We start from the raw sequence: 22,562 nt of genomic DNA, 5'->3' as shown, positions 1-22,562 counted from the left end.
AACGGTGAGTCGGTGGCGAACACTCGGTTAACCGGGTGGTGTAGGTCAATTGGAGGTAGGTTCTGCCATGATTCACACGGAGGGCGTCGCAACCGTATCGGCGCCGGAAGACCTGCGTACCGAGGTGCGGATGCCCGGCGGCGTGGCACTGTCGAAGGTCTATCGGGTGCGCGCCGAAATCGACACGATGCTCGACGAGCTACGCCCCGGTGACCGGGTGCCCGCCGAACGCGAACTGGCGGGACGGTTCGGTGTCGCGCGCGAAACCGTCCGGCACGCTCTGCGCGACCTTGCCGTCGAAGGCCGTATCCGCAGGCAGGGGCGCGGAACGGTGCTGGCCCGGCCGAAGGTCGTCCGGCCGCTGGCCCCCGAAACCGCCGGTGAAGAGGCCGCCGGAGTGGTGCGCCGGTTGCTGTCGTGGGAGGACGGTGTCGCCGACGCCGAGGTCGCACGTGACCTCGACCTGGCGCCGCAGACCCCGATCATGACCCTCGAACGTCTCCTTTTCGCCGACGGCGACCCGATCGCGCTCGAACGTATCGATCTGTCGCTGGACCGGTTCGGCTGGTTGCGCGCGGCGTTCGACCCGTTGAGTTCGCTTGCGACGACCATCGGAGATTCGGGCGTGGAATACGCGGGCGCCACCGAGCGGATCGAAACGGTCCTCGCCGCGCCGCGGGAGGCCGGGTTGCTCCGGTGCCGGCCGGCGGTGCCGCTGTTCCGGGTGGTCCGGCGCGGTATCGACACCCAAGGCCGGCCGATCGAACGGGTGGCCGCGCTCTACCGCGGTGACCGGGTCGCCTTCGAGGTTCGTACGGGCGGCCGGGGGCGCTGAACCGAGGCTTCCGCGGCGGCGGTGCACGGCCGGGACCGTTCCCGGCGACCCGCCGCCCGGCGCCTACTACTCTTGAACCATGTCCGTGCGTACCCGACAGCCGCTGCTCCCCGGAACCCCCACCTCGATCCGCGAGGTTCCCCGCGCCATAGAACGGCCGGAGTACGTGTGGAAAGAAACGGCCCGCGAAGGCTCCGAACCGTGGGTGCAGACGCCCGAGACCATCGAGAAGATGCGTATCGCCGGCAAGATCGCGGCCCAGGCCCTGGCCGAGGCCGGTAAAGCGGTCGCGCCGGGGGTCACCACCGACGAACTGGACCGGATCGCACACGAGTACATGTGCGATCACGGGGCCTATCCCTCCACGCTCGGCTACAAGGGGTTCCCCAAATCGTGCTGCACCTCGCTCAACGAGGTGATCTGCCACGGAATCCCCGACAGCACCGTCGTCGAGGACGGCGATATCGTCAATATCGATGTCACTGCCTACATCCACGGCGTACACGGCGACACCAATGCGACCTTCCTCGCCGGCGATGTGGACGAGGAGGTGAAACTCCTGGTGGCGCGCACGGAAGAGGCCACGATGCGGGCGATCAAGGCGGTGCGGCCGGGCCGGGCGCTCAATGTGATCGGCCGGGTGATCGAGTCCTACGCCAACCGTTTCGGCTACGGCGTGGTCCGCGATTTCACCGGGCACGGGGTCGGTCCCACCTTCCACAGTGGGTTGGTGATCCTGCACTACGACCAGCCCGCCGTCGACTCCGTCATCGAACCCGGGATGACCTTCACCATCGAACCGATGATCAACCTGGGCGGTATCGACTACGATATCTGGGACGACGGCTGGACCGTCGTCACCAAGGACCGTAAATGGACGGCCCAGTTCGAGCACACACTCGTCGTCACCGATACCGGGGCCGAAATCCTGACGCTGCCGTGAGCGCCCACGGCGGGGCGCTGCTGGTCGCCGGGACCACTTCCGATGCCGGTAAGAGCGTGCTGGTCGCCGGAATCTGCCGGATGTTGCGGCGCCGCGGGGTGCGGGTGGCGCCGTTCAAGGCCCAGAACATGTCGAACAATTCCGTCGTCACCCTGGACGGCGGCGAGATCGGCCGGGCCCAGGCGCTACAGGCGCAGGCCTGCGGTCTCGAACCGAGCGTGCGGTTCAATCCGGTCCTGCTGAAACCCGGAAGCGACCGGCGGTCGCAACTGGTGGTACGCGGACAGGTCACCGATACCGTGAGTGCCGCCGACTACATCACCCATCGCGCCCGGCTGCGTGCGGTTGTGGCCGCCGAGCTCGCGGCGTTGCGCGCGGAGTTCGATGTAGTGATCTGCGAAGGAGCGGGGTCGCCGGCCGAGATCAATCTGCGGGCCACCGATCTGGCGAATATGGGTCTGGCGCGGGCGGGTGAGCTGCCGGTGCTGGTCGTCGGCGATATCGACCGCGGCGGGGTGCTGGCGCATCTGTTCGGAACCCTGGCCGTCCTCGATCCCGAGGATCAGCGGCTGATCGCCGGTTTCGTGATCAACAAGTTCCGCGGCGACGTGGATCTGCTGCGGCCCGGTCTGGACCAGTTGACCGCCCTGACCGGCCGGCCCACCTTCGGTGTGCTGCCGTATCGGGAGGATCTCTGGCTCGATGCCGAGGATTCGCTGGGCAGCGTCTCCGGGGCACAGATCGGTCGTCCCGGGCCGGCGGTCGGCAGTGAATGGCTCAGTGTGGCCGCAGTCCGGCTGCCCCGGATCTCCAACTCGACCGATGTGGAAGCACTGGCCTGCGAACCGGGAGTCGCGGTCCGCTGGGTGACCGACGTATCGCAGATCGTGGCCGCCGACCTGGTAGTAGTCCCCGGAAGCAAGGCCACCGTCGATGATCTGGACTGGTTGCGGCGCACCGGGATCGCCGAGGAACTGCGGCGGCGTGCGGCCGCCGGGCGTCCGGTACTCGGCATCTGCGGCGGATATCAGATGCTCGGGCACCGCATCATCGATCCGGTGGAATCCGGGGCGGGCCCGGTCACCGGGCTGGGGCTGCTCGATATGGAGATCGAGTTCGCGCCGGCAAAAGTACTGTGCCGGACCGCCGCGGTGGGTGCGCCGGTGCGACGAGAGGGGGAACCGGCCGGTACGGCAGGGCTGGCCGCGACCGGTTATGAGATCCATCACGGCCGTATCCGGCATACCGCCGAGACCCCGTGGCTGCACGTCACAGGCCGGACCGCCCCCGGCGACGCGGGCACCGAGCTCGCCGGCGAGCCGTCGGCCGAGGGCGCCGTGCGTGGCGCGGTATGGGGTACCCATCTGCACGGTCTCCTCGAATCCGACGAGTTCCGCCGGGACTGGCTGACCCAGGTCGCGCGGGCGGCCGGCCGTACCGGTTTCATCGTCGCGCCGGGAACGCGGGTGGCGGCGGTACGGGCCGCGCAGCTGGACCTCCTCGCCGACCTCGTCGCCGAGAACCTGGAGGTCTCCCGGCTGGAGCGACTCCTGGCCGAGGGGGTGCCGGCCGGTTTGCCGGTCGTCGAATCCACCGTGGGCGCGCTTTCGCGAATCGGCTGATTCCGGCCGGTATACGGCCCGAGGTCGCGGTGCGGTCACGCGTCACGATCCTCGCGCTCTTTGCGGGGAGTACTCCATCGGCGCCGGGCGGCGGTGTAGCGTCAAGCGTCATGGAATCTCGGCGCATCGCGGTCGGTGACCGGGAGTGGACGGTGCGGGTGGACGGCCCGGTGACCCAGCACAGTGTGCTGCTGTTTCCCGACTCCGGCGATCCGCCGGAAGTCTTCGACCGGGTGTGCGCCCGGCTGCACAGTTCCGATCTGCGGACCATCGTGTTCGAAACCGCCACCGGCCTGGACCTCACCGGCGTCTACGCGGTGCTGGACGAACTCGGGGTGCCCTGGGCGAATGTCGCAGGGCGCGGGGCGGGCGCCAGTGTGGCGTGGCAGGTCTGCGCGAAGGGCTTCGGACGGTTCGTGAGCCTGATCGTTGCCGATCGTGGACATCCGGCCGTACCGGACGAGTCCGGCGCGGTACTGGAGTCCGGGTGCCCGGCCGTCGAACTGCCGACCACCGTCCTGGTGACCAAAGGGCTACCGCGCTCGGTCGCCGACAGTTCCGGCCGCCACGTGTACGGTGAGTTCCGAGTGGTGGATCTCGATGTCGACAATGTGGCTGCCGAAGCGGACCAGGAATTCGCCACCGAGATCGTGCTGCGCACCAGTATGTGGTGAGGCCGGCGGGCGCTGATTTCCCCGGCAGCCCCGGACCGTCCTGATATCGGGCTGCGGGCTCTCGTGGTGCGGGCTCCCGGAGTTTCTACCGATACCGTCGCACCGCCGGAACCCGGCCGTCCCCTCGTGGTGAGGTCGATGTCCGCGGTGGTCGCGACGCGGATCGAGACGTGTGGTCACCCGTTCCGGGGACTCTCCGAGACCAGGGGCGTGCGGCGGGCGTACGGCAGCTACGCGGATGCGCCCGGGCGGTAGGTTGCGAGCCAGTCCAGCCAGCTGTCGAGTTCGCGGAAAGCCTCCGTACGCGGCGCTTCGGCGGACAGGAAGACATCGTGACGAGCCCCGTCGATCGGGACGATGGTGGTGCGATCACCCAGGCAGCCGGCCCACCGCTGGATCTGGGCCACGTCCAGCACCGCGTCGGCCACATCGACAGCGGGTCCGTATTCGCGGGCGAACTGCGTGAGCTTGGACCGCAACAGCAGGGCGGGCACCCCGATATCCAGGCCCCGGTGCAGCCGAGCCTGTCCCAGCCGGATCGCGCGTAACCAACCGGCCCGCACCGGAAAACCCTGCCGCGGCTTCCAGTCCAGGTCGTAGTCCCATTCACCGGCGATGCTGTGGTGCAGGCTGTCGCCGTAGGCACTGGATTTGCTCAGCGGCAGCGCCGACTTCGCCCGGAACCGGCCCACGGTATTGATGAGCTGTGTACCGACGGTGCGTACGTAGGCCGGTCCCTGCAGATCGAACCAGGGACTGTTCAGGACGAGTCCGCTGATTCCGGCCGCCGCCGTGCCGCCCGCGCGCTGTAGCCGATCCAGCCACAGCGCCGCCACCAAGCCGCCGGTCGAATGTCCCATGACCAGGACTTCGCCCTGCGTTTCCGCGGCGATCAGACGGAGCGATTCGTTCAGTTCGCGATCGTAGAGCGCGAGATCGCCGATGAAGTGCGGGGTCTGGTTCGTGCGCAGGGAGCGACCGCATTTGCGCAGATCCAGCGCGTAGAACCGGTGGCCGCGTGCGGTCAGATGCTCGGCTACATGGCGCTGGAAGAAGTAGTCTGTGAACCCGTGCAGGTACAGCACAGCCGCGGCCGTGCCGGTGGTGCCGGAATCGGCAGCGCCGGAGGTACCGGGCTCCGGCAGATGCCGTACCAGGGTGGCGACGACCTCGCCCTCGCCATCGGGATCGGTGCCCAGGTCCAGCGTGCGGTATTCGTATCCGTCTCCGAGTACATCCGGCTGCCAGGTATCGGCCGGTCCCAGCGTGCTGCCGGCGGCCGGGGATTCATTCGTCACGCGTCCAATCTAGGCGCACTTCTGCTGCCGCTCCGGTCGTGCGCGTCGATATTCCGGCACTCCGGCGTACTTCCGGCCGCGCCGCGCCGCTTCGGTATATCGGTTTCCGGCCCGCAGCTGTGCCCTGCTCGGGGCCGGAGTCAGGCGTGGTGTTCGGTGTATCCCCTGCGGTGCCGCACGGCTGGTTCGGGCGGGCTTCGCGGTTTGCTCCGCTGCGCCTGCGTGCGTCGATGTGGAGGTATCCGGTCCGCCGTCGTGCGAATCCGGACTCGGCGTACCTGCTGTTCGTTCCGGCTGCGCGCGTCGATTTACTCGGTCTGTGGCAGTCCGGTCGGCGACCTCGGGTCCGCGGAGGGCACCGCCCAGGGGGCCGGCGTACCTCGGCGAACGTTCCCGGCCGGGCGCGCTCGCGCATGGCCGTGCAGGACGGTGTTAATTGCGCCACTGGCTGCCGGTGACGGCGCCGCTCGAGGCCACGGGGAAGAGGAATCTAGGTCACAATCGCCGCCCTGGCTGCGGATTCCGCGCGTGTCGAGGTGCACAATTAGCAGTAGTGAACGGCGGGTAACCTACATTCGGCCGCGCCCGAACAGACTCGTCGCCGTCCGTGAACAACTGCATAATGCGCCCGTGCCCCAGCGGACCACATCCCGGTCGGGAATGTGTGCCCCGCGCACCAGGACAAGGAAGTCGAACACCCGTGCCGAACGTTGCCCAGACTGAAAAGACCGATGTAGTCCTCATCGGTGCCGGCATCATGAGCGCCACTCTCGGCGCGCTGCTGCGTCAGCTGCAGCCGGACTGGTCGATCACGGTGTTCGAACGGCTGGATGCTGCTGCGGCCGAGAGCAGCGACCCGTGGAACAACGCCGGCACCGGGCATTCCGCGCTGTGCGAACTCAACTACAGCCCGCAGAAACCGGATGGCTCCGTTGATATCGGCAAGGCCGTCGATATCAACGAGCGCTTCCAGGTATCGCGGCAGTTCTGGGCCTACGCGGTCGAGAACGGGATCCTCGGCGATCCGTCCCGGTTCATCAACCCCATCCCGCACGTGAGTTTCGTCCACGGCGCCGACGATGTCGAATACCTGCGCAAACGCTACGAGGCGCTGGCCCGGCATCCGTTGTTCGCCGGAATGGAGTACATCGACAGCCCGGACGAATTCGCGCGCCGCCTGCCGCTGATGGCCCGGGGACGCGATTTCTCCGATCCGATCGCCCTCAACTGGACCGACGGCGGCACCGATATCAACTTCGGTTCGCTGACCAAGGAGCTGCTGGCCCATATCGGTGCCACCGGCGGGGAGATCGCGTTCGGTAACGAAGTTCGGAATCTGAGCAAACAGCGCGACGGTAGCTGGAAAGTGTCGGTGCGCAATACCCGCACCGGCCGCCGTCGCACTCTGATCAGCAAATTCGTATTCGTCGGCGCGGGTGGCGGAGCGCTGCCCCTCCTGCAGAAATCGGGAATCAAGGAAATCAGCGGGTTCGCCGGATTCCCGGTCTCGGGCCAGTTCCTGCGTTGCACCAATCCCGGACTCGTCGGCAAACACGAAGCCAAGGTGTACGGCAAGGCCGCCGTCGGCGCACCGCCGATGTCGGTTCCGCACCTGGACACCCGTGTCATCAACGGCAAGCCCGGCCTGCTTTTCGGCCCCTATGCCGGCTGGACCCCGAAATTCCTCAAGGACGGCAGCAATGCCGATCTGTTCAAATCGATCAACCCGGGCAATCTGGCCCCGATGCTGGGTGTCGGTATCACCGAGCTGGGCCTGGTGAAGTACCTGGTCACCGAGCTGATGAAATCGCAGGCGGGCCGGGTGTACACGATGGAGGAGTTCATCCCGCGCGCCGAGGGCAGCGATTGGGAACTCATCACCGCCGGACAGCGGGTGCAGACGATCCGGCGTAAGGGCGCCGGCGGTGTGCTCGAACTCGGAACCGCCGTGATCGCCGCGCAGGACGGTTCCATCGCAGGTCTGCTGGGCGCCTCGCCGGGCGCCTCGACCTGTGTGACGGCGATGCTGGACGTGCTCGAGCGGTGCTTCCCGACGGAGTACGCATCCTGGACACCCAAGCTGAAAGAAATGGTTCCCTCGCTCGGCGTCAAGCTCTCGGAGAACCAGGCGCTCTTCGGTGAAGTCTGGGACTGGACCGGGAAAGCCCTGCAGCTCACCGGAAGTGGAGCGCACGCGGTGGTTTCCACCGGGGCCTGACCGGTTTGACCCGAGCATTCGCCACGGCCCACGGGATCCGATCTCGTGGGCCGTTCACGATGCGCTGTACGCCGGATTCGTCTGGACCGGGGCATTCGCGTGCATCTTGCGCCGAGGTGTGATAGCAAGGCGCGATGATGTCTACGGTTGCACTCCGACGGTCATGGGCGCAGGATCTCGATACCGCCACCCTGTACGAGCTGCTGAAGCTGCGTGTCGAAGTGTTCGTCGTCGAGCAGAAATGCGCATACCCGGAACTGGACGGCCAGGACCTGCTGCCGGAGACCCGGCACCTGTGGCTGGACGACGAGGGCGAGGTCATCGCGACCCTGCGGCTGCTCGAGGAGCACGACGACGGAGTGAAATCCTTCCGGATCGGACGTCTGTGCACGGCCGTGGAGGCCCGCGGGCACGGGTACACCACCCGGCTGCTGCAGGCCGCGCTCGCCGAGACCGGTTCGCATACGGTCCGGTTGAACGCCCAGACCTACCTGATCGACCTGTACACCAAGCACGGTTTCGAGGTCGCGGGCGAGGAGTTCATCGAGGACGGTGTAGCGCACGTACCGATGCGCCGCGGGTAGCGCCGGCTCGGCGCGGTCGGGATTGCCCGGTTCGGCGGACGGCCGGTAGGTCTCCGAATCGGGACCGCGCCACTCCGAGGCCGGTCGGCAAGGTGTGCTCCGGACGGTCGAACAACATGCCGTCGGCCATCGGCGCCCGCAGGGCCCGAGCGGGGGAGGCCGGGAGCGCTATCCGGCACGATTTAGAGTGGGGCCGTGTCGTCTACCGAAATCGCCCCGCCCGCAACCCGCACTCGCACACCTGCCGGTGGAGAGAGTGAGGCCGGGTTCCCGTTCTCGGCGGTGATCGGTCAGGAGCGACTGCAGCTCGCGCTGATCCTGTGCGCGGTGCACCCGGGCATCGGTGGTGTGCTGGTGCGCGGTGAGAAGGGAACCGCGAAGTCGACAGTGGTCCGGGCACTGGCTCGGCTGCTCCCGCCGGTCGTGGACGAATCGGGTGCGCGGGCCGCGCGGCTGGTGGAACTTCCGGTGGGCGCCACCGAGGACAGGGTGGTCGGATCGCTCGACCTGGAGCGGGTGCTGCGCGACGGCGAACAGGCGTTCCGCCCCGGCCTGCTGGCCGCCGCCCATCACGGCGTGCTGTATGTGGACGAGGTCAACCTGCTGCACGATCACCTGGTCGACGTGCTGCTCGATGCGGCGGCGATGGGCCGGGTGCATATCGAACGCGACGGGATCTCCCATTCCCATCCGGCCCGGTTCGTACTGGTCGGCACCATGAACCCGGAGGAGGGCGAGCTGCGTCCGCAGCTGCTGGACCGCTTCGGCCTCACCGTGGATGTGGCCGCCTCCCGTGACGTGGACGTCCGGATGTCGGTGGTGCGGCGGCGCCTGGACTACGAGGCCGATCCGGCCGCTTTCGCGGCCGCCTATGCGCCCGCGGACGCCGAGATCGCCGACCGGATCCTCACCGCGCGCGACCGGCTCCCCGGTATCGCGCTCGACGATGTGGAACTGCGCCGGATCGCGGCCGTATGCGCCTCCTTCGACGTAGACGGGATGCGCGGGGACCTGGTGGTCGCCCGCACTGCCACCGCCCACGCCGCCTGGTGCGGTCGCGACGCTGTGACCGCGGACGATGTGCGGATCGCGGCCGAATTGGCGCTACCGCATCGGCGTCGGCGGGATCCCTTCGACGAACCGGGGATTACGCCCGAACAACTGGACGAAGCGATGACCGAGGCCGCCGACCAGGCCGACCGGCCCGAATCCACCGAGGAACAGCGCGGTGAATCGGATGCCGGGTCGCCGGAAGACGGCCACGGCACCGGAGACCGGCCCGATGACGACCCGGAGGACGGTCCCGGCGGCGGTGCGGGGCAGCCGGAGGACGATCCCGACGGTCCCGGCGGCGGACAGCCGGCCACCGAATCCGGCGAGGATTCGCGGAAACCGGATCGCCCGGCAGGTTCCGGACAGGCCTCGCCCCCGGTCGCGGCGCCGGCACGGCCACCGCGCTGGGAAGTTCCCGGGATGGGGGAGGGCGCTCCCGGACGCCGCTCTCGCGCCCGCACCCGGCAGGGCCGCGTCGTCAATGCGATTCCCGAACTCACCGGCGGCCTGCATCTGCTCGGCACGCTGCAGGCCGCCGCGCCGCAGCAGTGGGCGCGCGGCCGCCGGACCGGACCGTTGCGGCTGGCCGCGCCCGATCTGCGCGGCGCCTATCGGGAAGGGCGGGAAGGCAATCTGGTGGTGTTCGTGGTGGACACCTCCGGTTCCATGGCCGCCCGGGACCGGCTGTCGGCGGTGACCGGGGCGGTCGTCACCCTGCTGCGTGACGCCTACCAGCGGCGTGACAAGGTCGCGGTGATCGCGGTGCGGGGTAGTGTTGCCGAACTCGTCCTGCCCCCGACCTCGTCGACCGATATCGCGGTACGCCGCCTCGCGGATCTGCGCACCGGTGGGAAAACGCCGCTCGCCGCGGGACTGCGGAAAGCCCATGAGGTGATGCGCCGGGAACGGGTGCGCGACCCGCGCCGCCGGGCGATGCTGGTACTGCTCACCGACGGCCGCGCCACCGGCGGAACCGACCCGGTGCCGCGGGCGCGGGCGAGCGCGGCCCGGCTCGCGCGCGACGGTATCGCTTCGATCGTCATCGACTGCGAGCGCGGCATGGTGCGGCTCGGTCTGGCAGCCGAACTGGCGGCGGTACTGCGGGGCACCGTTGTCCGATTGACCGAGCTGACCGGTTCGGCAGTCGCCGACACCGTCCGTGCCGGGACGTCCGGGACCGGTGCCCGAGCGGCGTGACCGCTACGCCCACCCACTGCGAAACCCGATGAGACCGAGGAGATCACATGCCCAAAGGTGTGCCGGAGAATGTGCCCGACGACGGGCTGACCACACGCCAGCGGCGTAATCAGCCGGTGCTCGCCGTCCACACCGGTCCGGGCAAGGGGAAATCCACCGCGGCGTTCGGGATGGCGTTGCGGGCCTGGAACCAGGGCTTCGATATCGCGGTCTTCCAGTTCGTGAAAAGCGCCAAATGGAAGGTCGGGGAAGAGGCGGTCTTCCGTGAGCTGGGCCGGTTGCACGAGGAGACCGGTGCCGGCGCGCCGGTGCAGTGGCACAAGATGGGCGAGGGCTGGTCGTGGAGTCGTAAGGCCGGGACCGAAACCGATCACGCCGCCGCCGCGCTGGCCGGGTGGCGTGAGATCGCGCGCCGGTTGCAGGCCGAGGAACACCGCTTCTATGTGCTGGACGAATTCACCTACCCGTTGAAATGGGGCTGGGTCGACGTGGACGAGGTCGTGGACACCCTGCGGCAGCGGTCCGGCCACCAGCATGTGGTGGTGACCGGGCGGGACGCCCCCGCGGCGTTGATCGAGGCCGCGGACCTGGTCACCGAGATGACGAAGGTGCGCCATCCGATGGACGCGGGGCGTAAGGGACAGCGAGGCATCGAATGGTGAGTTGCCCCCGCGGCCGGATGGCGCCGTTGCGCGCGGGTTCATCACGATGACCACCGGTGCCGCCGGAATCGTCCTCGCCGCACCGGCTTCCGGCAGCGGTAAGACCACCGTTGCGACCGGCCTCATCGGCGCGTTGCGCCGGGCCGGGCATCGGGTCGCGCCGTTCAAGGTCGGGCCGGACTATATCGATCCCGGCTACCACGGGCTGGCCGCCGGCCGGCCCGGCCGCAACCTCGACCCCGTGCTGGTCGGGCGCGACCGGATCGCGCCGCTGTACCGCCATGGTTCCCGCGACTGCGATCTCGCGGTCGTCGAGGGGGTGATGGGACTGTTCGACGGCCGGATCGACGACCGGTCCGCGGATCCGGTCGCGGAGGGCTCCACCGCGCAGGTCGCGAGCCTGCTCGGCCTGCCGGTGATCCTCGTCGTGGATGCCCGCGGGCACAGCCAGAGCCTGGCCGCGCTGCTGCACGGGTTCGCGACTTTCGACTCCGGGGTCCGGCTGGGCGGGGTGATCCTGAATCGAGTCGGCAGTGAGCGGCACGAGCAAGTTCTGCAGGCCGCCTGCGATCGGGTCGGGTTGCCGGTACTCGGTGCCCTGCCCAGGCTGGCCGAACTCGAGGTGCCGTCTCGGCATCTGGGCCTGATCCCCGCGGTCGAACACGGCAGCGCGGCCCTGCGCGCGGTGGATGCGATGACGGACCTGGTCGCCCGCCATATCGACTTGTCCGCTGTCGCCGCCCTCGCGGTTTCCCCGGGCCCGGGCACGATATGGGATCCGGTGCAGGCGGGCACAGGAGCGAACCCTGCGGAGACAGGTGCCCCTGATGAGTCGTCGCGGTTCATCGCGGCAGCAGATGCGGCCGGGGTGGCCGCCTCACCCGAGCCCGGGTCGGGCGCCGCGGCCGGTGTGGTCGGCGGAAGAGCTGCGATATCCGGTGCGACCGGATCGGCCCGGGCGCGGGGAGCCGGCTCCGATTCGGTAGTGACGGGCGCGGTAACAGCAGCGCCCGATGTGAGCGTCACGGTGCCCGGATCGAAACTCCCTGCGGGAGAGCGGATTCCGGTGATCGCGATGGCGGGTGGTCCGGCGTTCACATTCGGCTACGCCGAGCATCGGGAGCTGCTCACCGCCGCCGGAGCGGAGGTCGCGGTATTCGATCCGCTGTACGATCCGCTCCCCGCCGGCGCCGCCGCTCTGGTGCTCCCGGGTGGTTTCCCAGAGGAACATGCCGAAGCGCTCGCCGCCAACACCGTGCTCCGGACCGCGGTGGCCGAACAGGCCCGGCATGGGTTGCCGATCCATGCCGAATGCGCCGGTCTGCTCTACCTCGCCGCATCGTTGGACGGTCACCCGATGGCGGGGGTTCTCGACGCGGTCGCCGAGTTCGGTCCGCGCTTGACCCTGGGCTACCGAGAGGCGGTCGCGCTGGCCGATTCCCCGCTGTGGCGGGCGGGCGAGCGGGTGCTCGGCCACGAATTCCATCGGACCCGTCTCGTCGCCACCAGCACCCCGACGTCTGCTTGGGCTTGGCGCGCGGGCCGAGAACAGGTCAGGGAAGGGGCCCTTGTGCACCAGGTGCACGCCTCATATCTGCACACTCATCCAGCGGGGAACCCGGGCGCGGTACACCGGTTCGTTTCCGCGGCACGCGCTCACCGGGATGCGCGTGCCGCCGCGGCCACCCGGTGACCGTCCCGGGCACCCCCACGCCGGCACGTAGCCTGGCTGTCGGCCTGGGAGCGCGTCCCGGCAGGTCCGCCGATCACATCCTGGCGGCGTTGAGGACCGCAATACCCGGCGCGCGGATTGCCTGTCTCGCCACCATCGACCGGCGCGCCGGTGAACCGGGAGTGCGCTGGGCCGCCGAGATACTGGGGGTGCCGTTACACGGTTTCACCGCCGCTCAGCTCGCGGATGTCCCGGTGCCGAACTCGTCCGACAGGGTGGTGGCGGCATTCGGTATCCCCGGTGTCGCCGAAGCGGCCGCACTGCTGGCCGGTGCCGGATCACTGCTCGTGCCGCGGCGAGTGGTATCGGGTGTGGTGATCGCGGCCGCCGCGCACCGTGCGGAGGACATCACTGGTGCAACGGGTTGATCCATTCCGCCCCGGGGAACCGCGCGAAGTCGGTGCCGAACGAACACACAGCCAGACCGTGTTCGATCGCCAGGGCCGCCAGGTGTGCATCGGGCACCAGGTTCTCTGTCGCGTAGTGATCGTCGACGAGCCGACCGAGGACCCGGCGATGCCGGTCGGTCGGCAGCGGGATCCAGGCCATATCGTGATCCGGCCATTCGTCCACGTAGCCCCATGCTTCCCGGCCGGTCATCGGCGCGGTGAATATTTCGGGTGTGAGGCGCTACGGACGAAGGCAACGAGGCTGTGCCACCGGAATCCGACTCGAACATCACCGCTCATCGCGTCCTCGAACCAGGTAGGCGCCACCTGGTGGTGGAACTGCTCTCGTCGACCGCATACAGCAGTACGTCGACGTCGATGATCACGGTTGCCCGGGGTAGGGCTCGTCGAGCAGATCGAGGACTTCCGAGTTCCGGGGCAGGTCCACCCGGGCTCCCAGCGCTCGGGTCCGCTGCCGGAACGCGTGCGGGGACACAGTCGGCCGGTGATGGATTCCGGCTCGCACCAGTTCGTTGACCGCCTCACCGATGCCGCGTTCGCGGCGGAGGCGCTCCGCGGCGGCGAGTACATCGCTGTCGAGGCGGATAGTAGTGCGCATGGCGCCGAGTGACATCGCTGAGTCGCTACGTGTGAATCAGTGATGCAGGGCTTCTGCCGGTGCGTCGAGCCGGCCTGCCGGCCTCAGGGGGCAACCGATAGCAGGTCCGCGAAACCGGTCGGGTCGTGGCGGCCGACGCTGGCGTGTTCGAACAGGCCCCAGCCTTCGGCGTCGCCGCAGCGGGCGTGGGCGACGTGGTCGGTGACGCCCCACGGGATCCGGCCGGCGATCGCCGGGTCGGTGAGGTCGTAGCGGTTGGCCCATGACCAGTCGCGACCCTTCCACTGACCGTGCAGCCAGTCCGGATCGCCGCCGTAACCGCACCCGATGTGCAGGGGGATCCCGGTGACGGTGCGGATATCGATGGTCAGCGGTTTTCCGTCGGGGGTCCGCAGTTCCAGGGTCGCGGCCTCCGGGTGGCGAGTGCCGGATCGGTAGTCGATGGTGATGTGTGGCCAGCCCAGCTGTTCGACCGAACCGTCCGGGAACACCCGGATCGCGTCGTTGAGGGTGCGGTAGCCGTCCGGGTTCTCCTGCAGGATCACGACCACCGCGAAATCGTCGAACCGCAGCGGGACGTAGAGCCACCAGAATCCGCCGGTGCCTTCGGTGGCGGCGCGGCCCGGGGGTTCGGCCTCGCCGACCGGTCGGATACCCCACGACCGGTCGCGGGTGCCCATCCACAGGTCCGGGTCGACCGCGATATCTTCGCCGCGCAGCGAGATGGTGCCGGTCCAGGAGCCGACCTGTGCGAATCGGGAGGCGTCCAATGTCGGGCGGTTCCCGGCGAGCATCACATGGGGCTGCTCCTGGACGGCGGGGAACGAGCCCGTCCAGGTGAGGTCCAGGCCGAGTTCGTCGTGGTCGCAGAGCACCCGGATCGTGTGCAGCGGTTCGACCACTTCGATCCGGTACCCGCCGACCGTCAGGTCCAGGCTGCGGTCGCTACGGGCGTCGGAGAAGCGCACGGAGGTGATTTCGTCACCGCGGCGCACCGCCGCATAGGCGTCGACGACGCCCAGATTGGGGTAGACGCCGAAGCCGGTGACCAGCATGGTCGCACCGTCCCGGTTGTGTGCGTTGAAATAGCTGCGATCGTAGAAGTTGCGGTCGCTGGTGGCGGCGCGGGCGATCGGCAGCGGGGTCTGGTGGATCGGGTATTCGTCCAGCGGGCCCGGGGCCGAAGCGGGTGTGCGGGCGATGTTCTCGCTCATATCAATCCCATCCGTAGGTGCCGTCGAGCATGGCCTCCAGGGTGGCCCGATGCATGATGTAGTCGTCGCGGTCGGCAGGGGCGGTGTCCTCGCCCATATGGATCATCCGGCGTTTGATGCGGGCCATCACGATTGCGTGCCGCAGCGCGGCATAGGTGAGATGGAAATCCAGGTCACGTACGGTGTGGCCGGTCAGCTTCTCGTACTGCGCGACCACTTCGCCGCGGCGCAGGAAATCGGGCAACCCGGGCATATCGAAGCCGGTGGCGATATCCTGGAAAAACCTGTGCAGGAAGATCATCCAGGCCAGATCCATTTCCCGCGGGCCCAGTGCCGCCATTTCCCAGTCCAGCACCGCGATCGGTGTGCAACCGTCGTAGATGATGTTACCGGGACGGGCATCGCCCCAGCTCAGGACATCCGGTCCCGGATCGTCCGGGAAATTGTCTTCCAGCCAGTCGAAGGCCCGCTCGATCAATGGGATCGCGAAACCGTCGTCCACCAGCGCCCATCGGTACCAGTCCCGCTGTGCGGCGAGGTGGCGGCGCAGCGCCGGTCCGGGCCCGTCCAGTTCCGGGAAACGCCGGGCCGGTTCGGTGATCGCGTGGATCCGGGCGAGGACCTCGAGGGTATTGCGGGTCAGTTCGGCGCGCTCGGCGGGTGTGGCATCGTGCAACCAGCCCGCGAACACGTACGGCGGGTTGTCGCCGGGGATACGGCCGTCGACGCGGTCCATGACGAAGAACGGTGCGCCGCAGACGGTATCGTCGGTTTCCAGCCAGCGCAGCGGAGGTACCGGTACATCGGTGTGGGCGGCGATCTCGCCGATGATCCGGTACTGGAGCGGCAGGTCGTAATCCCGGAACACCGGGAACGCGCCTGCTTCCGGCACCATCCGCGCGACGTAGGATCCTTCCCGCGGCTCACCCGCGGATGTCCACCGGGCGTCGAACAACACCGACGCGCTGGACAGCCCACCGGAAAGTGGCCGGTGCAGCGATTCGATCACCGGCGGTTCGTCGGCGGCTACCCGTGCCTGTAACCAGCCGGTGAGCTGGGCGGCGAGGCTGTCCAGATCGCGTTCACTGGTGGTGAGCTGCAGATGCTCGGTGGGGTCTATCTCATCGGGCATCATCGTCCTCCTGACGCCATCGGCCACGGTGCGCGGACAGGCTCGGATCGGCACTCGAGCGCTGGTGGCGTCGGGGATTCCGGCCGCCCGCGTGCCGCAGACTGTAACGCGTTTCAGTCCGGCGCGGAGACGATTCGTAACGATCGCCCAGCGGCAGGATCACCGGTATCGCCGCGCCCGCGGGCCGCGCCGACCATAATCCCCGGCACGGTCGGAAAATACGCAGGCCGGTCCGTGCTGGAGGTGGTGTATGACCGAGACGACCCGACGTCTGCGTGAGGCCACCGCCTATTCCATTGCGGCCGTGCTACTGCTGGTCCTCGGTGCAGCGATACGGCCACTGTTCCTCGACGATCCCGCGACTCCTGAAATGCTGTCGGCCGTCGAACTGGGATTCGTGCAGGATATGGCCACGCACCACCACCAGGCATTGATCATGGTGCAGCGGCTCGACCCCGGAGCCGATCCCGCTGTCCGGGGGGTGGCCCAGCAGATCGACGATACCCAGCGAGCCGAAATCGGCATGCTGCTCGGATGGTTGCGAATGGCCGGGGCACCGGCGGCCAACCCCGATCCGATGGGCTGGATGCCCGACGAGTCGCACGACAGCCACAGCGGGCACGACGGGAACCGCACGCATAACGGCCACAGCGGGGACGACCGGAACAGCGGGCACGCAACGTCCATGCCCGGTATGGCCGGCCAGGAGCAACTCGACTCCCTGTCCGCGGCGCGCGGCCGCGCCGCCTCGGTGTTGTTCCTGCAGCTCATGCAGGCCCACCACGACGGTGGTATCGCCATGGCGCGGGTCGCCGACGCGATACTCGCCGACGGCGTGGTGAAACAGGTCGCCCGGGAAATGATCAGCGGCCAGACCCAGGAGTCCGGCTTGATCGCCCTGCTGCTGAACCGACTCGAGGCCGCACCGCCCGGCTGATCCGGAATGATCGTGGGGCGAAAGCGGTTACTCGTGGCTATGAGCGCATTTCCGTTGCCGGATACCTTGAAGAAGCATATCGACGAGAACCGGTTGTTCGTCACCGTGGCCACCGTCGGCCGGGACGGACATCCTCATCTCACCGTCACCTGGCTGATCCGCGACGGCGATGATCTGCTCTACTCCACCACCACCGATCGCGTGCAGGGCAAGAACCTCGCCCGCGACCCGCGGATCTCGGTGCTGATCACCGCGCCGGACAACCCGTACCTCTACGCCGAGGTCAAAGGCACCGCATCCCTGACGCCCGATCCCGAATTGCTTGTCGGCAACCGGATCTCCCGGAAATACACCGGTAAGGACTATGCCGATTTCAACCCCGATGCCGTGAACGACGGCCCCCGAGTGGTAGTCCGCATCACGCCGAACAAGATCACCGGACGTCTGTAGAACGGAAAGCGGCAGTGCTGTGCCGCTCCCGCTCCGTCCAGGAGAGGACAGACATGGGTCCGACGGGAGCGGAATGCGCCGGATCAGGAAGCTTGGGCTTCGTCCTGGGCGTGCTGAGCGCGGGCCACTTCCGCGGCGGTGTAGCGCAAGGTCAGCGCGATCAGTCCGACGAGCAGCGCACCGCAGGCGGCCACGAACATCGCCAGCGTGTACCCGTTGCCGAGGGCGGTGATCTCGGCGGGCGTCATATGGGCGGGTTTGCCGGTGGTTCCGCCCTCGGAGAGGGTCCGGGAGGCGGCGAGCGGAGTCAGGACACCGATCGCGATGGGGGTGCCGAGATTCAGGAACATCTGGCCGATCGCCGAGAGCGGCCCGATCTCGTCCGGCGGCACCCCCACCAGGACGCACAGCGGGATGAGCACCATCGCGATACCGATACCGAAACCGATCACCAGGAACAACGGCAGCAAAGTGGTCCAGTAGCCGACGCCGCCGTCCAGTGTCGACCCGTAGCCCAGCCCGGCCACCAGCACCACGGCGGCGGCGACCAGTAGCCACCGCGGCGAGATATGCAGTGCCAGCTTGGTGGCGATCGCGCTGCCGGCACCGACACCGAGGGTGAACGGGATGAACGAGATGCCCGCCACCAGGGGGCTGTACCCGACCACGTTCTGCACGAACAACCCGGCGAAGTAGGTGGTGGCGCCGAGCACGCCGCTGGCCAGCAGGATCACCACGAACGTGGCGACCCGGTCGCGACTGTCGAACAGCGACCACGGCAGCAGCGGGTTGTCGACATAGCGTTCCGCGAAGACGAACAGCGGCAGCAGGACCGCCCCGGCGATCAGCGCACCGTAGACATAGGGGCTGTCCCAGCCGAGTTCCGGTCCTTCGGTGGCGCCGAAAACGATCAGGGCGCAGGCCAGTGTGCCGAGGAACGCGCCCCGCACATCGAGTGTCAGCCGCTGATGGCCGGTATCCCGCAGGGCCACCAGCGCGCCGATGACGATCAACGCGCCGATCGGCACATTGATGAGGAAGATCCAGCGCCAGCTGGCCTGGGTGAGCGCACCGCCGATCACCAGCCCGCCGACCGAGCCCAGTGCCACCATGGACCCGAAGATCGCGAAGGCCTGGTTGCGCACCTTGCCCGGTGCGAAAGTGCTGGCGACCAGTGCGAATGCGGTGGGTGCAGCCAGGGCGGCGCCGGTGCCCTGGATTGCGCGCGCGATGATCAGCCACAGTTCGTTCTGCGCCAGGCCGCACAGCAGCGAGGCGAGCGTGAACAGGCCGACACCGGCGATGAACATGCGCCGGCGGCCGAACGAATCACCGATCCGGCCACCGAGCAGCATCAAACCCGCGAACGGCAGGCCGTAGGCGGTGATGGTCCAGGCACTGCCCGAACTGGACAGGCCCATCTCCTCCTGGAGTCGCGGCAGGGCCAGAATCACGACCGTGCCGTCCAGCACCACCATCAGCTGCAAACCGCTCAGGACGAGGATGGCGAGACCAAACGCTCGCTTCGTCACCGGGTACTTCGCGGCTGGGGGGTTATCGAGCACAGTGGGTCACTGTAACCGACCGGTAGCATCGGCGATCGGGGCGGCGCTGAACCCGGCGGTGGGCCCGATCACAATGATCGCCGGTGGCCGGATCTCCTCCGACCGGACCCGTTCGGCCACATTCGCGAGCGTCGCACGCAGTACCCGCTGGCCCCGCAGCGTGCCCTCCTGGATCACGGTGGCGGGGGTATCGGCCGGCCGGCCGCCGTCGCGCAGGACCGTGGCGAACTGCTCGATCCGTTCCACCGCCATCATCAGCACGAGCGTGCCGCGCAGGCGGGCCAGCGCCGGCCAGTCCACCAGGGAATCGGGGTGGTCCGGCGGGATATGGCCGCTCACCACCACGAACTCATGCGTTACGCCCCGATGGGTGACCGGGATACCGGCCGCCGCCGGGACCGAGATGGGACTGGTTACGCCCGGGACCACCGTTACCGGAACGCCCGCGTCGACACAGGCCTCGAGCTCTTCGTAGCCGCGTCCGAAGACATAGGGGTCACCGCCTTTGAGCCGGACCACGAACTTGCCCGCCCGCGCGCCCTCGACCAGCGCCGCATTGATCGCGTCCTGCGCCATCGCCCGCCCGTAGGGGATCTTGGCGGCGTCCACGACCTCGACGTCGGGCCCGAGTTCGGCGAGCAGTTCGGGCGGCGCGAGCCGGTCGGCGACGACCAGATCGGCGCGCGCCAGCAGGCGCCGGCCGCGGACGGTGATCAGGTCCGGATCACCGGGTCCGCCGCCGACCAGCGCGACCCCCGGCGTCATCGGTGTCGCATCGTCGGTCACCACACCGGATTGCAGGGCCTCCAGCACTGCGGTCCGTACCGCCGCCGAACGCCGGTGCCGGCCGCCGGCGAGAACCCCCAGGGTCATCCCCTCGTAGCGGGCGGTGGCGGGGGTGACCGCCGTACCGGATTGGGCGTGATCGGCGCGCACACAGAAGATCCGCCGCCGTGTCGCCTCCGCGACGACCGCGGCATTGGTCGCCGGTTCATCGGTGCAGGCGATCGCGTACCAGGCGCCGTCGAGGTCACCGTCGGCGTAATCGCGCAGGGTGAGCGTGATCCGGCCGCCGGTCGCCATACCCTCCACCGCGGGCGTGGCCTCCCGGGAGATCACTTCCACCACGGCGCCGGAGGCGATGAGCAGGCCCAGCCGGCGCTGTGCCACGGTGCCGCCGCCGACGACGACGACCCGCCGTCCGTTCAGATCGAGCCCCACCAGGTAGTTCGAATCCCCGGAGGCAAGGTGGTCGGTATCGGCTGACGTATTCGGCACAAGGTGCGAGCCTACTTCCGGGTGCCCGGCCCGCCGCAGCCACCCGGCGGCCTCCTTCACTGCCGTGGCGACCGATCTGCACCTGACCATGCTTCGGGACAGTGGGCAATCAGTCCGCTCCTGCGTCGGCCGAGGCTCGGTACCGTCCTGGCCGTCACGGGGGGAAACCGGGGGATGCATTCCGGACCCCAGCGCTGCGATGTTCATGATTTCCGCTGTATGCGTACGGCCACCGAACCGGTCTGCGGTGCAGGCGTCGCATCGGCCTGCCCGTACAGGACACAGGCGGTGCCGGTGGTCCGGGTGCTGCCGCCGGAGTCGTGCGGGGAACCTCAGAACGCCTCCGGAAAATGGAGCCGATGCCGTGGAGCCGACACTGAACGCCATGGTCACGACCTCGCGGGTGCCGGTGTGCTTCGGTTCAGGCGCAGACGACGGCGCGGCGACACCTTCTCCCGCACGTCGCGGGTGGCTGCCCCGGCGCGGCTCCGGAGCCCTGGACCGGGTGCTGCGGAACGATCGCAGTGATCACCGAGTCCGGTGCCGACCCACTGCGTCAGGTGAGGACGATCAGCTCGGTATCCGAGGCCACCTCGATACGCAGGCCCGCCTTCCGGGCGACTCGGCCCAGTCCCTGGACATCGGTCGGCTCGGCGCGGGTCAGGACCAGCGCGCGAGCCAGCAGACCCTTGTGATGTTTGTTGAAATGGCTGACGACCGTGCGTGAGCCGTCCTCGTGTTCGGTGAGCACCGTGGCCGTGACGGCTCCGGGGACGCGGCCGAGCTGCTGGTAGGTGCCCGACCGCAGGTCGACCATCAACTCGTCGGCCGCAGTGTCGCGCAGTGCCGGTCCGAGATGATCGCGCCAGACCGCCGACAGCGTCGGGCGGCCGGGAAGTTTGGATCCACCGGACAGCCGGTAGGCCGGGATCGGGTCGCCCGCGCGGATCGCGCCGAACAGCGCCGAACCGATGGCGAGCCGGGTGTAAGCCTTGGCGCGCTGGGCCTTGGTGAATGTTGCGGCGTCCAGCGCGTCGTACAGGACACCCGTGTAGCGCTCCAGCGCCGGCCGGGTGGGTGAGCTGCGCAGCGCGGCATTGCGCGCGAGTTCCGCGTCGGCGTTCTTGCCCAGCCCCAGCGCGACCCGGGCAGCATCCGGATCACCGGCCAGTTTCACGAGGTCGTCGATCAATCCGTCGCGAACCTCGGTCAGCGTGTCGAAGGCCAGCGCGCTCAGATCGAGCGGTCCGCCGGTACCGCCGTCGGATTTCGTCTCGGAAGGAGGTAGGAGCACCAGCACGAGCGGTTACGGTACCGGTCGTGCCGACCGACCCCGGACTTGCCGCCGGTGTACACGGCCTGCGCCCGGCTCGGCGGCTCAGCGCACGGCTTTGAGGAACTCCCGGGTGCGGTCGTTCTCGGGTGTGTTGAAGATCTGCTCGGGCGTTCCTTCCTCGATGATCCGGCCGTGGTCGAACATCAGCACCCGGTCGGAGACATCGCGAGCGAAACCCATCTCGTGGGTGACGATGAGCATGGTGATATCGGTGCTCTCCGCGAGTTCGCGCAGTACGTCGAGGACCCCGCCGACGAGTTCGGGGTCGAGCGCGGAGGTCACCTCGTCCAGCAGCATGACCTTCGGGTCCATGGCGCAGCAGCGTGCGATCGCCACCCGCTGCTGCTGTCCGCCGGACAGCTGGGACGGGTGCGCGGTCGCCTTGTCCGACAGCCCGACCAGTTCGAGGAGATCGAGGGCACGTTTGCGCGCCTCGTCCCGCGATTTGCCGAGCACATGGATCGGCGCCTCGGTGATGTTCTCCAGAACGTTCATGTTGGGGAACAGGTTGAACTGCTGGAACACCATCCCGACCTTCTTGCGCACCTCCCGCAGATGTTTCTCCCGGGCGGGCACGAGTTTGCCGCCACGCTGTTCGTGGGACAGCAGTTCCCCGTCGACCCGGATGGTTCCGCTGCTCACCGCCTCCAATGTCATGAGCAGCCGGAGGATGGTGGTTTTCCCGGACCCGGAGGGCCCGATCAGCGTGACCTTCTCTCCGCGCCGGACGGTGAAATCGAGCTGGTCGAGCACCACCAGATCGCCGAAGCGTTTGACCACGCCGTCGAATTCGATCATCGGCTGCGTTTCGGCCGCGCCGCCGG

General features: G+C 68.5%; 21 protein-coding genes. 12 read left to right on the top strand and 9 right to left on the bottom strand.

Annotated elements, in window-relative coordinates; all coding sequences use genetic code 11:
- The first annotated feature begins 130 nt into the window (after window positions 1-130).
- The 4 genes from NFL01S_RS12325 to NFL01S_RS12310 all read left to right on the top strand — a co-directional run bounded on the left by NFL01S_RS12325 (window position 131) and on the right by NFL01S_RS12310 (window position 4,074).
- Window positions 131-835 carry a GntR family transcriptional regulator gene (locus NFL01S_RS12325; protein ID WP_062974672.1) on the top strand — a complete coding sequence of 235 codons (705 nt, stop codon included), beginning with the start codon at window positions 131-133 and terminating at the stop codon, window positions 833-835.
- A 79-nt stretch (window positions 836-914) separates the two neighbouring features.
- Complete coding sequence (map, locus tag NFL01S_RS12320; protein ID WP_062974510.1) at window positions 915-1,778, top strand: type I methionyl aminopeptidase; 864 nt, start codon at window positions 915-917, stop codon at window positions 1,776-1,778.
- The gene (locus tag NFL01S_RS12315) at window positions 1,775-3,400 is read left to right on the top strand and encodes a cobyric acid synthase (RefSeq protein ID WP_062974508.1); all 1,626 of its coding nucleotides are present in this window, start codon (window positions 1,775-1,777) and stop codon (window positions 3,398-3,400) included. Before map ends, NFL01S_RS12315 begins: the two co-directional genes overlap by 4 nt.
- Window positions 3,401-3,510: 110 nt before the next feature.
- Window positions 3,511-4,074, top strand: coding sequence for a hypothetical protein (locus NFL01S_RS12310; protein ID WP_062974506.1), 564 nt, complete (start codon window positions 3,511-3,513; stop codon window positions 4,072-4,074).
- Between the two features lie 230 nt (window positions 4,075-4,304).
- Here the strand turns inward: NFL01S_RS12310 and NFL01S_RS12305 are convergent, their stop codons facing one another.
- On the bottom strand, window positions 4,305-5,372 hold the full coding sequence (locus tag NFL01S_RS12305) for an alpha/beta hydrolase (RefSeq protein WP_084492621.1): 1,068 nt from the start codon (window positions 5,370-5,372) through the stop codon (window positions 4,305-4,307).
- Window positions 5,373-6,072: 700 nt separating this feature from the next.
- Here NFL01S_RS12305 and mqo point away from each other — a divergent pair.
- The 6 genes from mqo to NFL01S_RS12275 all read left to right on the top strand — a co-directional run bounded on the left by mqo (window position 6,073) and on the right by NFL01S_RS12275 (window position 13,186).
- Window positions 6,073-7,590, top strand: a complete 1,518-nt coding sequence (mqo, locus tag NFL01S_RS12300; protein ID WP_280508532.1) for a malate dehydrogenase (quinone) — start codon at window positions 6,073-6,075, stop codon at window positions 7,588-7,590.
- 134 nt (window positions 7,591-7,724) lie between these two features.
- Window positions 7,725-8,174, top strand: coding sequence for a GNAT family N-acetyltransferase (locus tag NFL01S_RS12295; protein ID WP_033241405.1), 450 nt, complete (start codon window positions 7,725-7,727; stop codon window positions 8,172-8,174).
- Window positions 8,175-8,384: 210 nt separating this feature from the next.
- Window positions 8,385-10,424: a VWA domain-containing protein gene (locus NFL01S_RS12290; protein WP_062974666.1), complete on the top strand. Its 2,040-nt coding sequence runs from the start codon at window positions 8,385-8,387 to the stop codon at window positions 10,422-10,424.
- A 47-nt stretch (window positions 10,425-10,471) separates the two neighbouring features.
- The gene (gene cobO, locus NFL01S_RS12285; RefSeq protein ID WP_062974504.1) at window positions 10,472-11,086 is read left to right on the top strand and encodes a cob(I)yrinic acid a,c-diamide adenosyltransferase; all 615 of its coding nucleotides are present in this window, start codon (window positions 10,472-10,474) and stop codon (window positions 11,084-11,086) included.
- A gap of 46 nt (window positions 11,087-11,132) precedes the next feature.
- Window positions 11,133-12,779: a cobyrinic acid a,c-diamide synthase CobB gene (locus NFL01S_RS12280; protein WP_062974664.1), complete on the top strand. Its 1,647-nt coding sequence runs from the start codon at window positions 11,133-11,135 to the stop codon at window positions 12,777-12,779.
- Window positions 12,776-13,186 carry a cobalamin biosynthesis protein gene (locus tag NFL01S_RS12275; protein ID WP_280508533.1) on the top strand — a complete coding sequence of 137 codons (411 nt, stop codon included), beginning with the start codon at window positions 12,776-12,778 and terminating at the stop codon, window positions 13,184-13,186. Before NFL01S_RS12280 ends, NFL01S_RS12275 begins: the two co-directional genes overlap by 4 nt.
- Here NFL01S_RS12275 and NFL01S_RS36445 read toward each other — a convergent pair.
- The 4 genes from NFL01S_RS36445 to NFL01S_RS12255 all read right to left on the bottom strand — a co-directional run bounded on the left by NFL01S_RS36445 (window position 13,167) and on the right by NFL01S_RS12255 (window position 16,172).
- Complete coding sequence (locus tag NFL01S_RS36445; RefSeq protein WP_062974502.1) at window positions 13,167-13,418, bottom strand: PIN domain-containing protein; 252 nt, start codon at window positions 13,416-13,418, stop codon at window positions 13,167-13,169. The genes NFL01S_RS12275 and NFL01S_RS36445 overlap by 20 nt on opposite strands.
- Before the next feature lie 171 nt (window positions 13,419-13,589).
- Complete coding sequence (locus NFL01S_RS12265) at window positions 13,590-13,826, bottom strand: hypothetical protein (RefSeq protein WP_062974660.1); 237 nt, start codon at window positions 13,824-13,826, stop codon at window positions 13,590-13,592.
- Window positions 13,827-13,909: 83 nt separating this feature from the next.
- Window positions 13,910-15,040 carry an Rv3169 family protein gene (locus tag NFL01S_RS12260; RefSeq protein WP_062974500.1) on the bottom strand — a complete coding sequence of 377 codons (1,131 nt, stop codon included), beginning with the start codon at window positions 15,038-15,040 and terminating at the stop codon, window positions 13,910-13,912.
- A gap of 1 nt (window position 15,041) precedes the next feature.
- Window positions 15,042-16,172 carry a phosphotransferase family protein gene (locus NFL01S_RS12255; RefSeq protein WP_062974658.1) on the bottom strand — a complete coding sequence of 377 codons (1,131 nt, stop codon included), beginning with the start codon at window positions 16,170-16,172 and terminating at the stop codon, window positions 15,042-15,044.
- Window positions 16,173-16,422: 250 nt separating this feature from the next.
- Here NFL01S_RS12255 and NFL01S_RS12250 point away from each other — a divergent pair, with 250 nt between their 5' ends.
- Both NFL01S_RS12250 and NFL01S_RS12245 read left to right on the top strand, forming a co-directional pair.
- Entirely contained in the window at window positions 16,423-17,109 is a 687-nt protein-coding gene (locus tag NFL01S_RS12250; protein ID WP_062974498.1) for a DUF305 domain-containing protein, read from the top strand.
- Between the two features lie 39 nt (window positions 17,110-17,148).
- Window positions 17,149-17,559 (top strand): PPOX class F420-dependent oxidoreductase, encoded by a 411-nt coding sequence (locus tag NFL01S_RS12245; RefSeq protein ID WP_062974496.1) that lies wholly within the window; start codon window positions 17,149-17,151, stop codon window positions 17,557-17,559.
- An 83-nt stretch (window positions 17,560-17,642) separates the two neighbouring features.
- Here the strand turns inward: NFL01S_RS12245 and NFL01S_RS12240 are convergent, their stop codons facing one another.
- From NFL01S_RS12240 to ehuA, 4 genes are all read right to left on the bottom strand, one after another.
- Complete coding sequence (locus tag NFL01S_RS12240; RefSeq protein WP_062974494.1) at window positions 17,643-19,124, bottom strand: MFS transporter; 1,482 nt, start codon at window positions 19,122-19,124, stop codon at window positions 17,643-17,645.
- 6 nt (window positions 19,125-19,130) lie between these two features.
- Window positions 19,131-20,402, bottom strand: a complete 1,272-nt coding sequence (cobA, locus tag NFL01S_RS12235) for a uroporphyrinogen-III C-methyltransferase (protein WP_062974656.1) — start codon at window positions 20,400-20,402, stop codon at window positions 19,131-19,133.
- Window positions 20,403-20,958: 556 nt separating this feature from the next.
- A complete protein-coding gene (yaaA, locus tag NFL01S_RS12230; RefSeq protein ID WP_062974491.1) occupies window positions 20,959-21,702 on the bottom strand; it encodes a peroxide stress protein YaaA in 744 nt (247 codons plus the stop codon).
- A 78-nt stretch (window positions 21,703-21,780) separates the two neighbouring features.
- Window positions 21,781-22,536, bottom strand: a complete 756-nt coding sequence (gene ehuA / locus NFL01S_RS12225) for an ectoine/hydroxyectoine ABC transporter ATP-binding protein EhuA (protein WP_062974489.1) — start codon at window positions 22,534-22,536, stop codon at window positions 21,781-21,783.
- Between the last annotated feature and the right edge of the window lie 26 nt (window positions 22,537-22,562).

It is taken from the genome of Nocardia flavorosea NBRC 108225, assembly GCF_001613385.1.
GTDB lineage: Bacteria > Actinomycetota > Actinomycetes > Mycobacteriales > Mycobacteriaceae > Nocardia > Nocardia flavorosea.
The sequence above is the reverse complement of the archived record's forward strand: the minus strand, read 5'-3'. Positions and strand labels throughout refer to the sequence as shown.

Coding starts and splice junctions, on each gene's coding strand:
- NFL01S_RS12325 (WP_062974672.1), top strand. CDS start 131: ATGCCCGGCGGCGTGGCACTGTCGAAGGTCTATCGGGTGCGCGCCGAA.
- map (WP_062974510.1), top strand. CDS start 915: ATGTCCGTGCGTACCCGACAGCCGCTGCTCCCCGGAACCCCCACCTCG.
- NFL01S_RS36445 (WP_062974502.1), bottom strand. CDS start 13,418: ATGACCGGCCGGGAAGCATGGGGCTACGTGGACGAATGGCCGGATCAC.
- NFL01S_RS12265 (WP_062974660.1), bottom strand. CDS start 13,826: ATGCGCACTACTATCCGCCTCGACAGCGATGTACTCGCCGCCGCGGAG.
- NFL01S_RS12255 (WP_062974658.1), bottom strand. CDS start 16,172: ATGCCCGATGAGATAGACCCCACCGAGCATCTGCAGCTCACCACCAGT.
- ehuA (WP_062974489.1), bottom strand. CDS start 22,536: ATGATCGAATTCGACGGCGTGGTCAAACGCTTCGGCGATCTGGTGGTG.
- NFL01S_RS12245 (WP_062974496.1), top strand. CDS start 17,149: ATGAGCGCATTTCCGTTGCCGGATACCTTGAAGAAGCATATCGACGAG.
- NFL01S_RS12310 (WP_062974506.1), top strand. CDS start 3,511: ATGGAATCTCGGCGCATCGCGGTCGGTGACCGGGAGTGGACGGTGCGG.
- NFL01S_RS12295 (WP_033241405.1), top strand. CDS start 7,725: ATGATGTCTACGGTTGCACTCCGACGGTCATGGGCGCAGGATCTCGAT.
- NFL01S_RS12280 (WP_062974664.1), top strand. CDS start 11,133: ATGACCACCGGTGCCGCCGGAATCGTCCTCGCCGCACCGGCTTCCGGC.
- NFL01S_RS12260 (WP_062974500.1), bottom strand. CDS start 15,040: ATGAGCGAGAACATCGCCCGCACACCCGCTTCGGCCCCGGGCCCGCTG.
- NFL01S_RS12250 (WP_062974498.1), top strand. CDS start 16,423: ATGACCGAGACGACCCGACGTCTGCGTGAGGCCACCGCCTATTCCATT.
- cobO (WP_062974504.1), top strand. CDS start 10,472: ATGCCCAAAGGTGTGCCGGAGAATGTGCCCGACGACGGGCTGACCACA.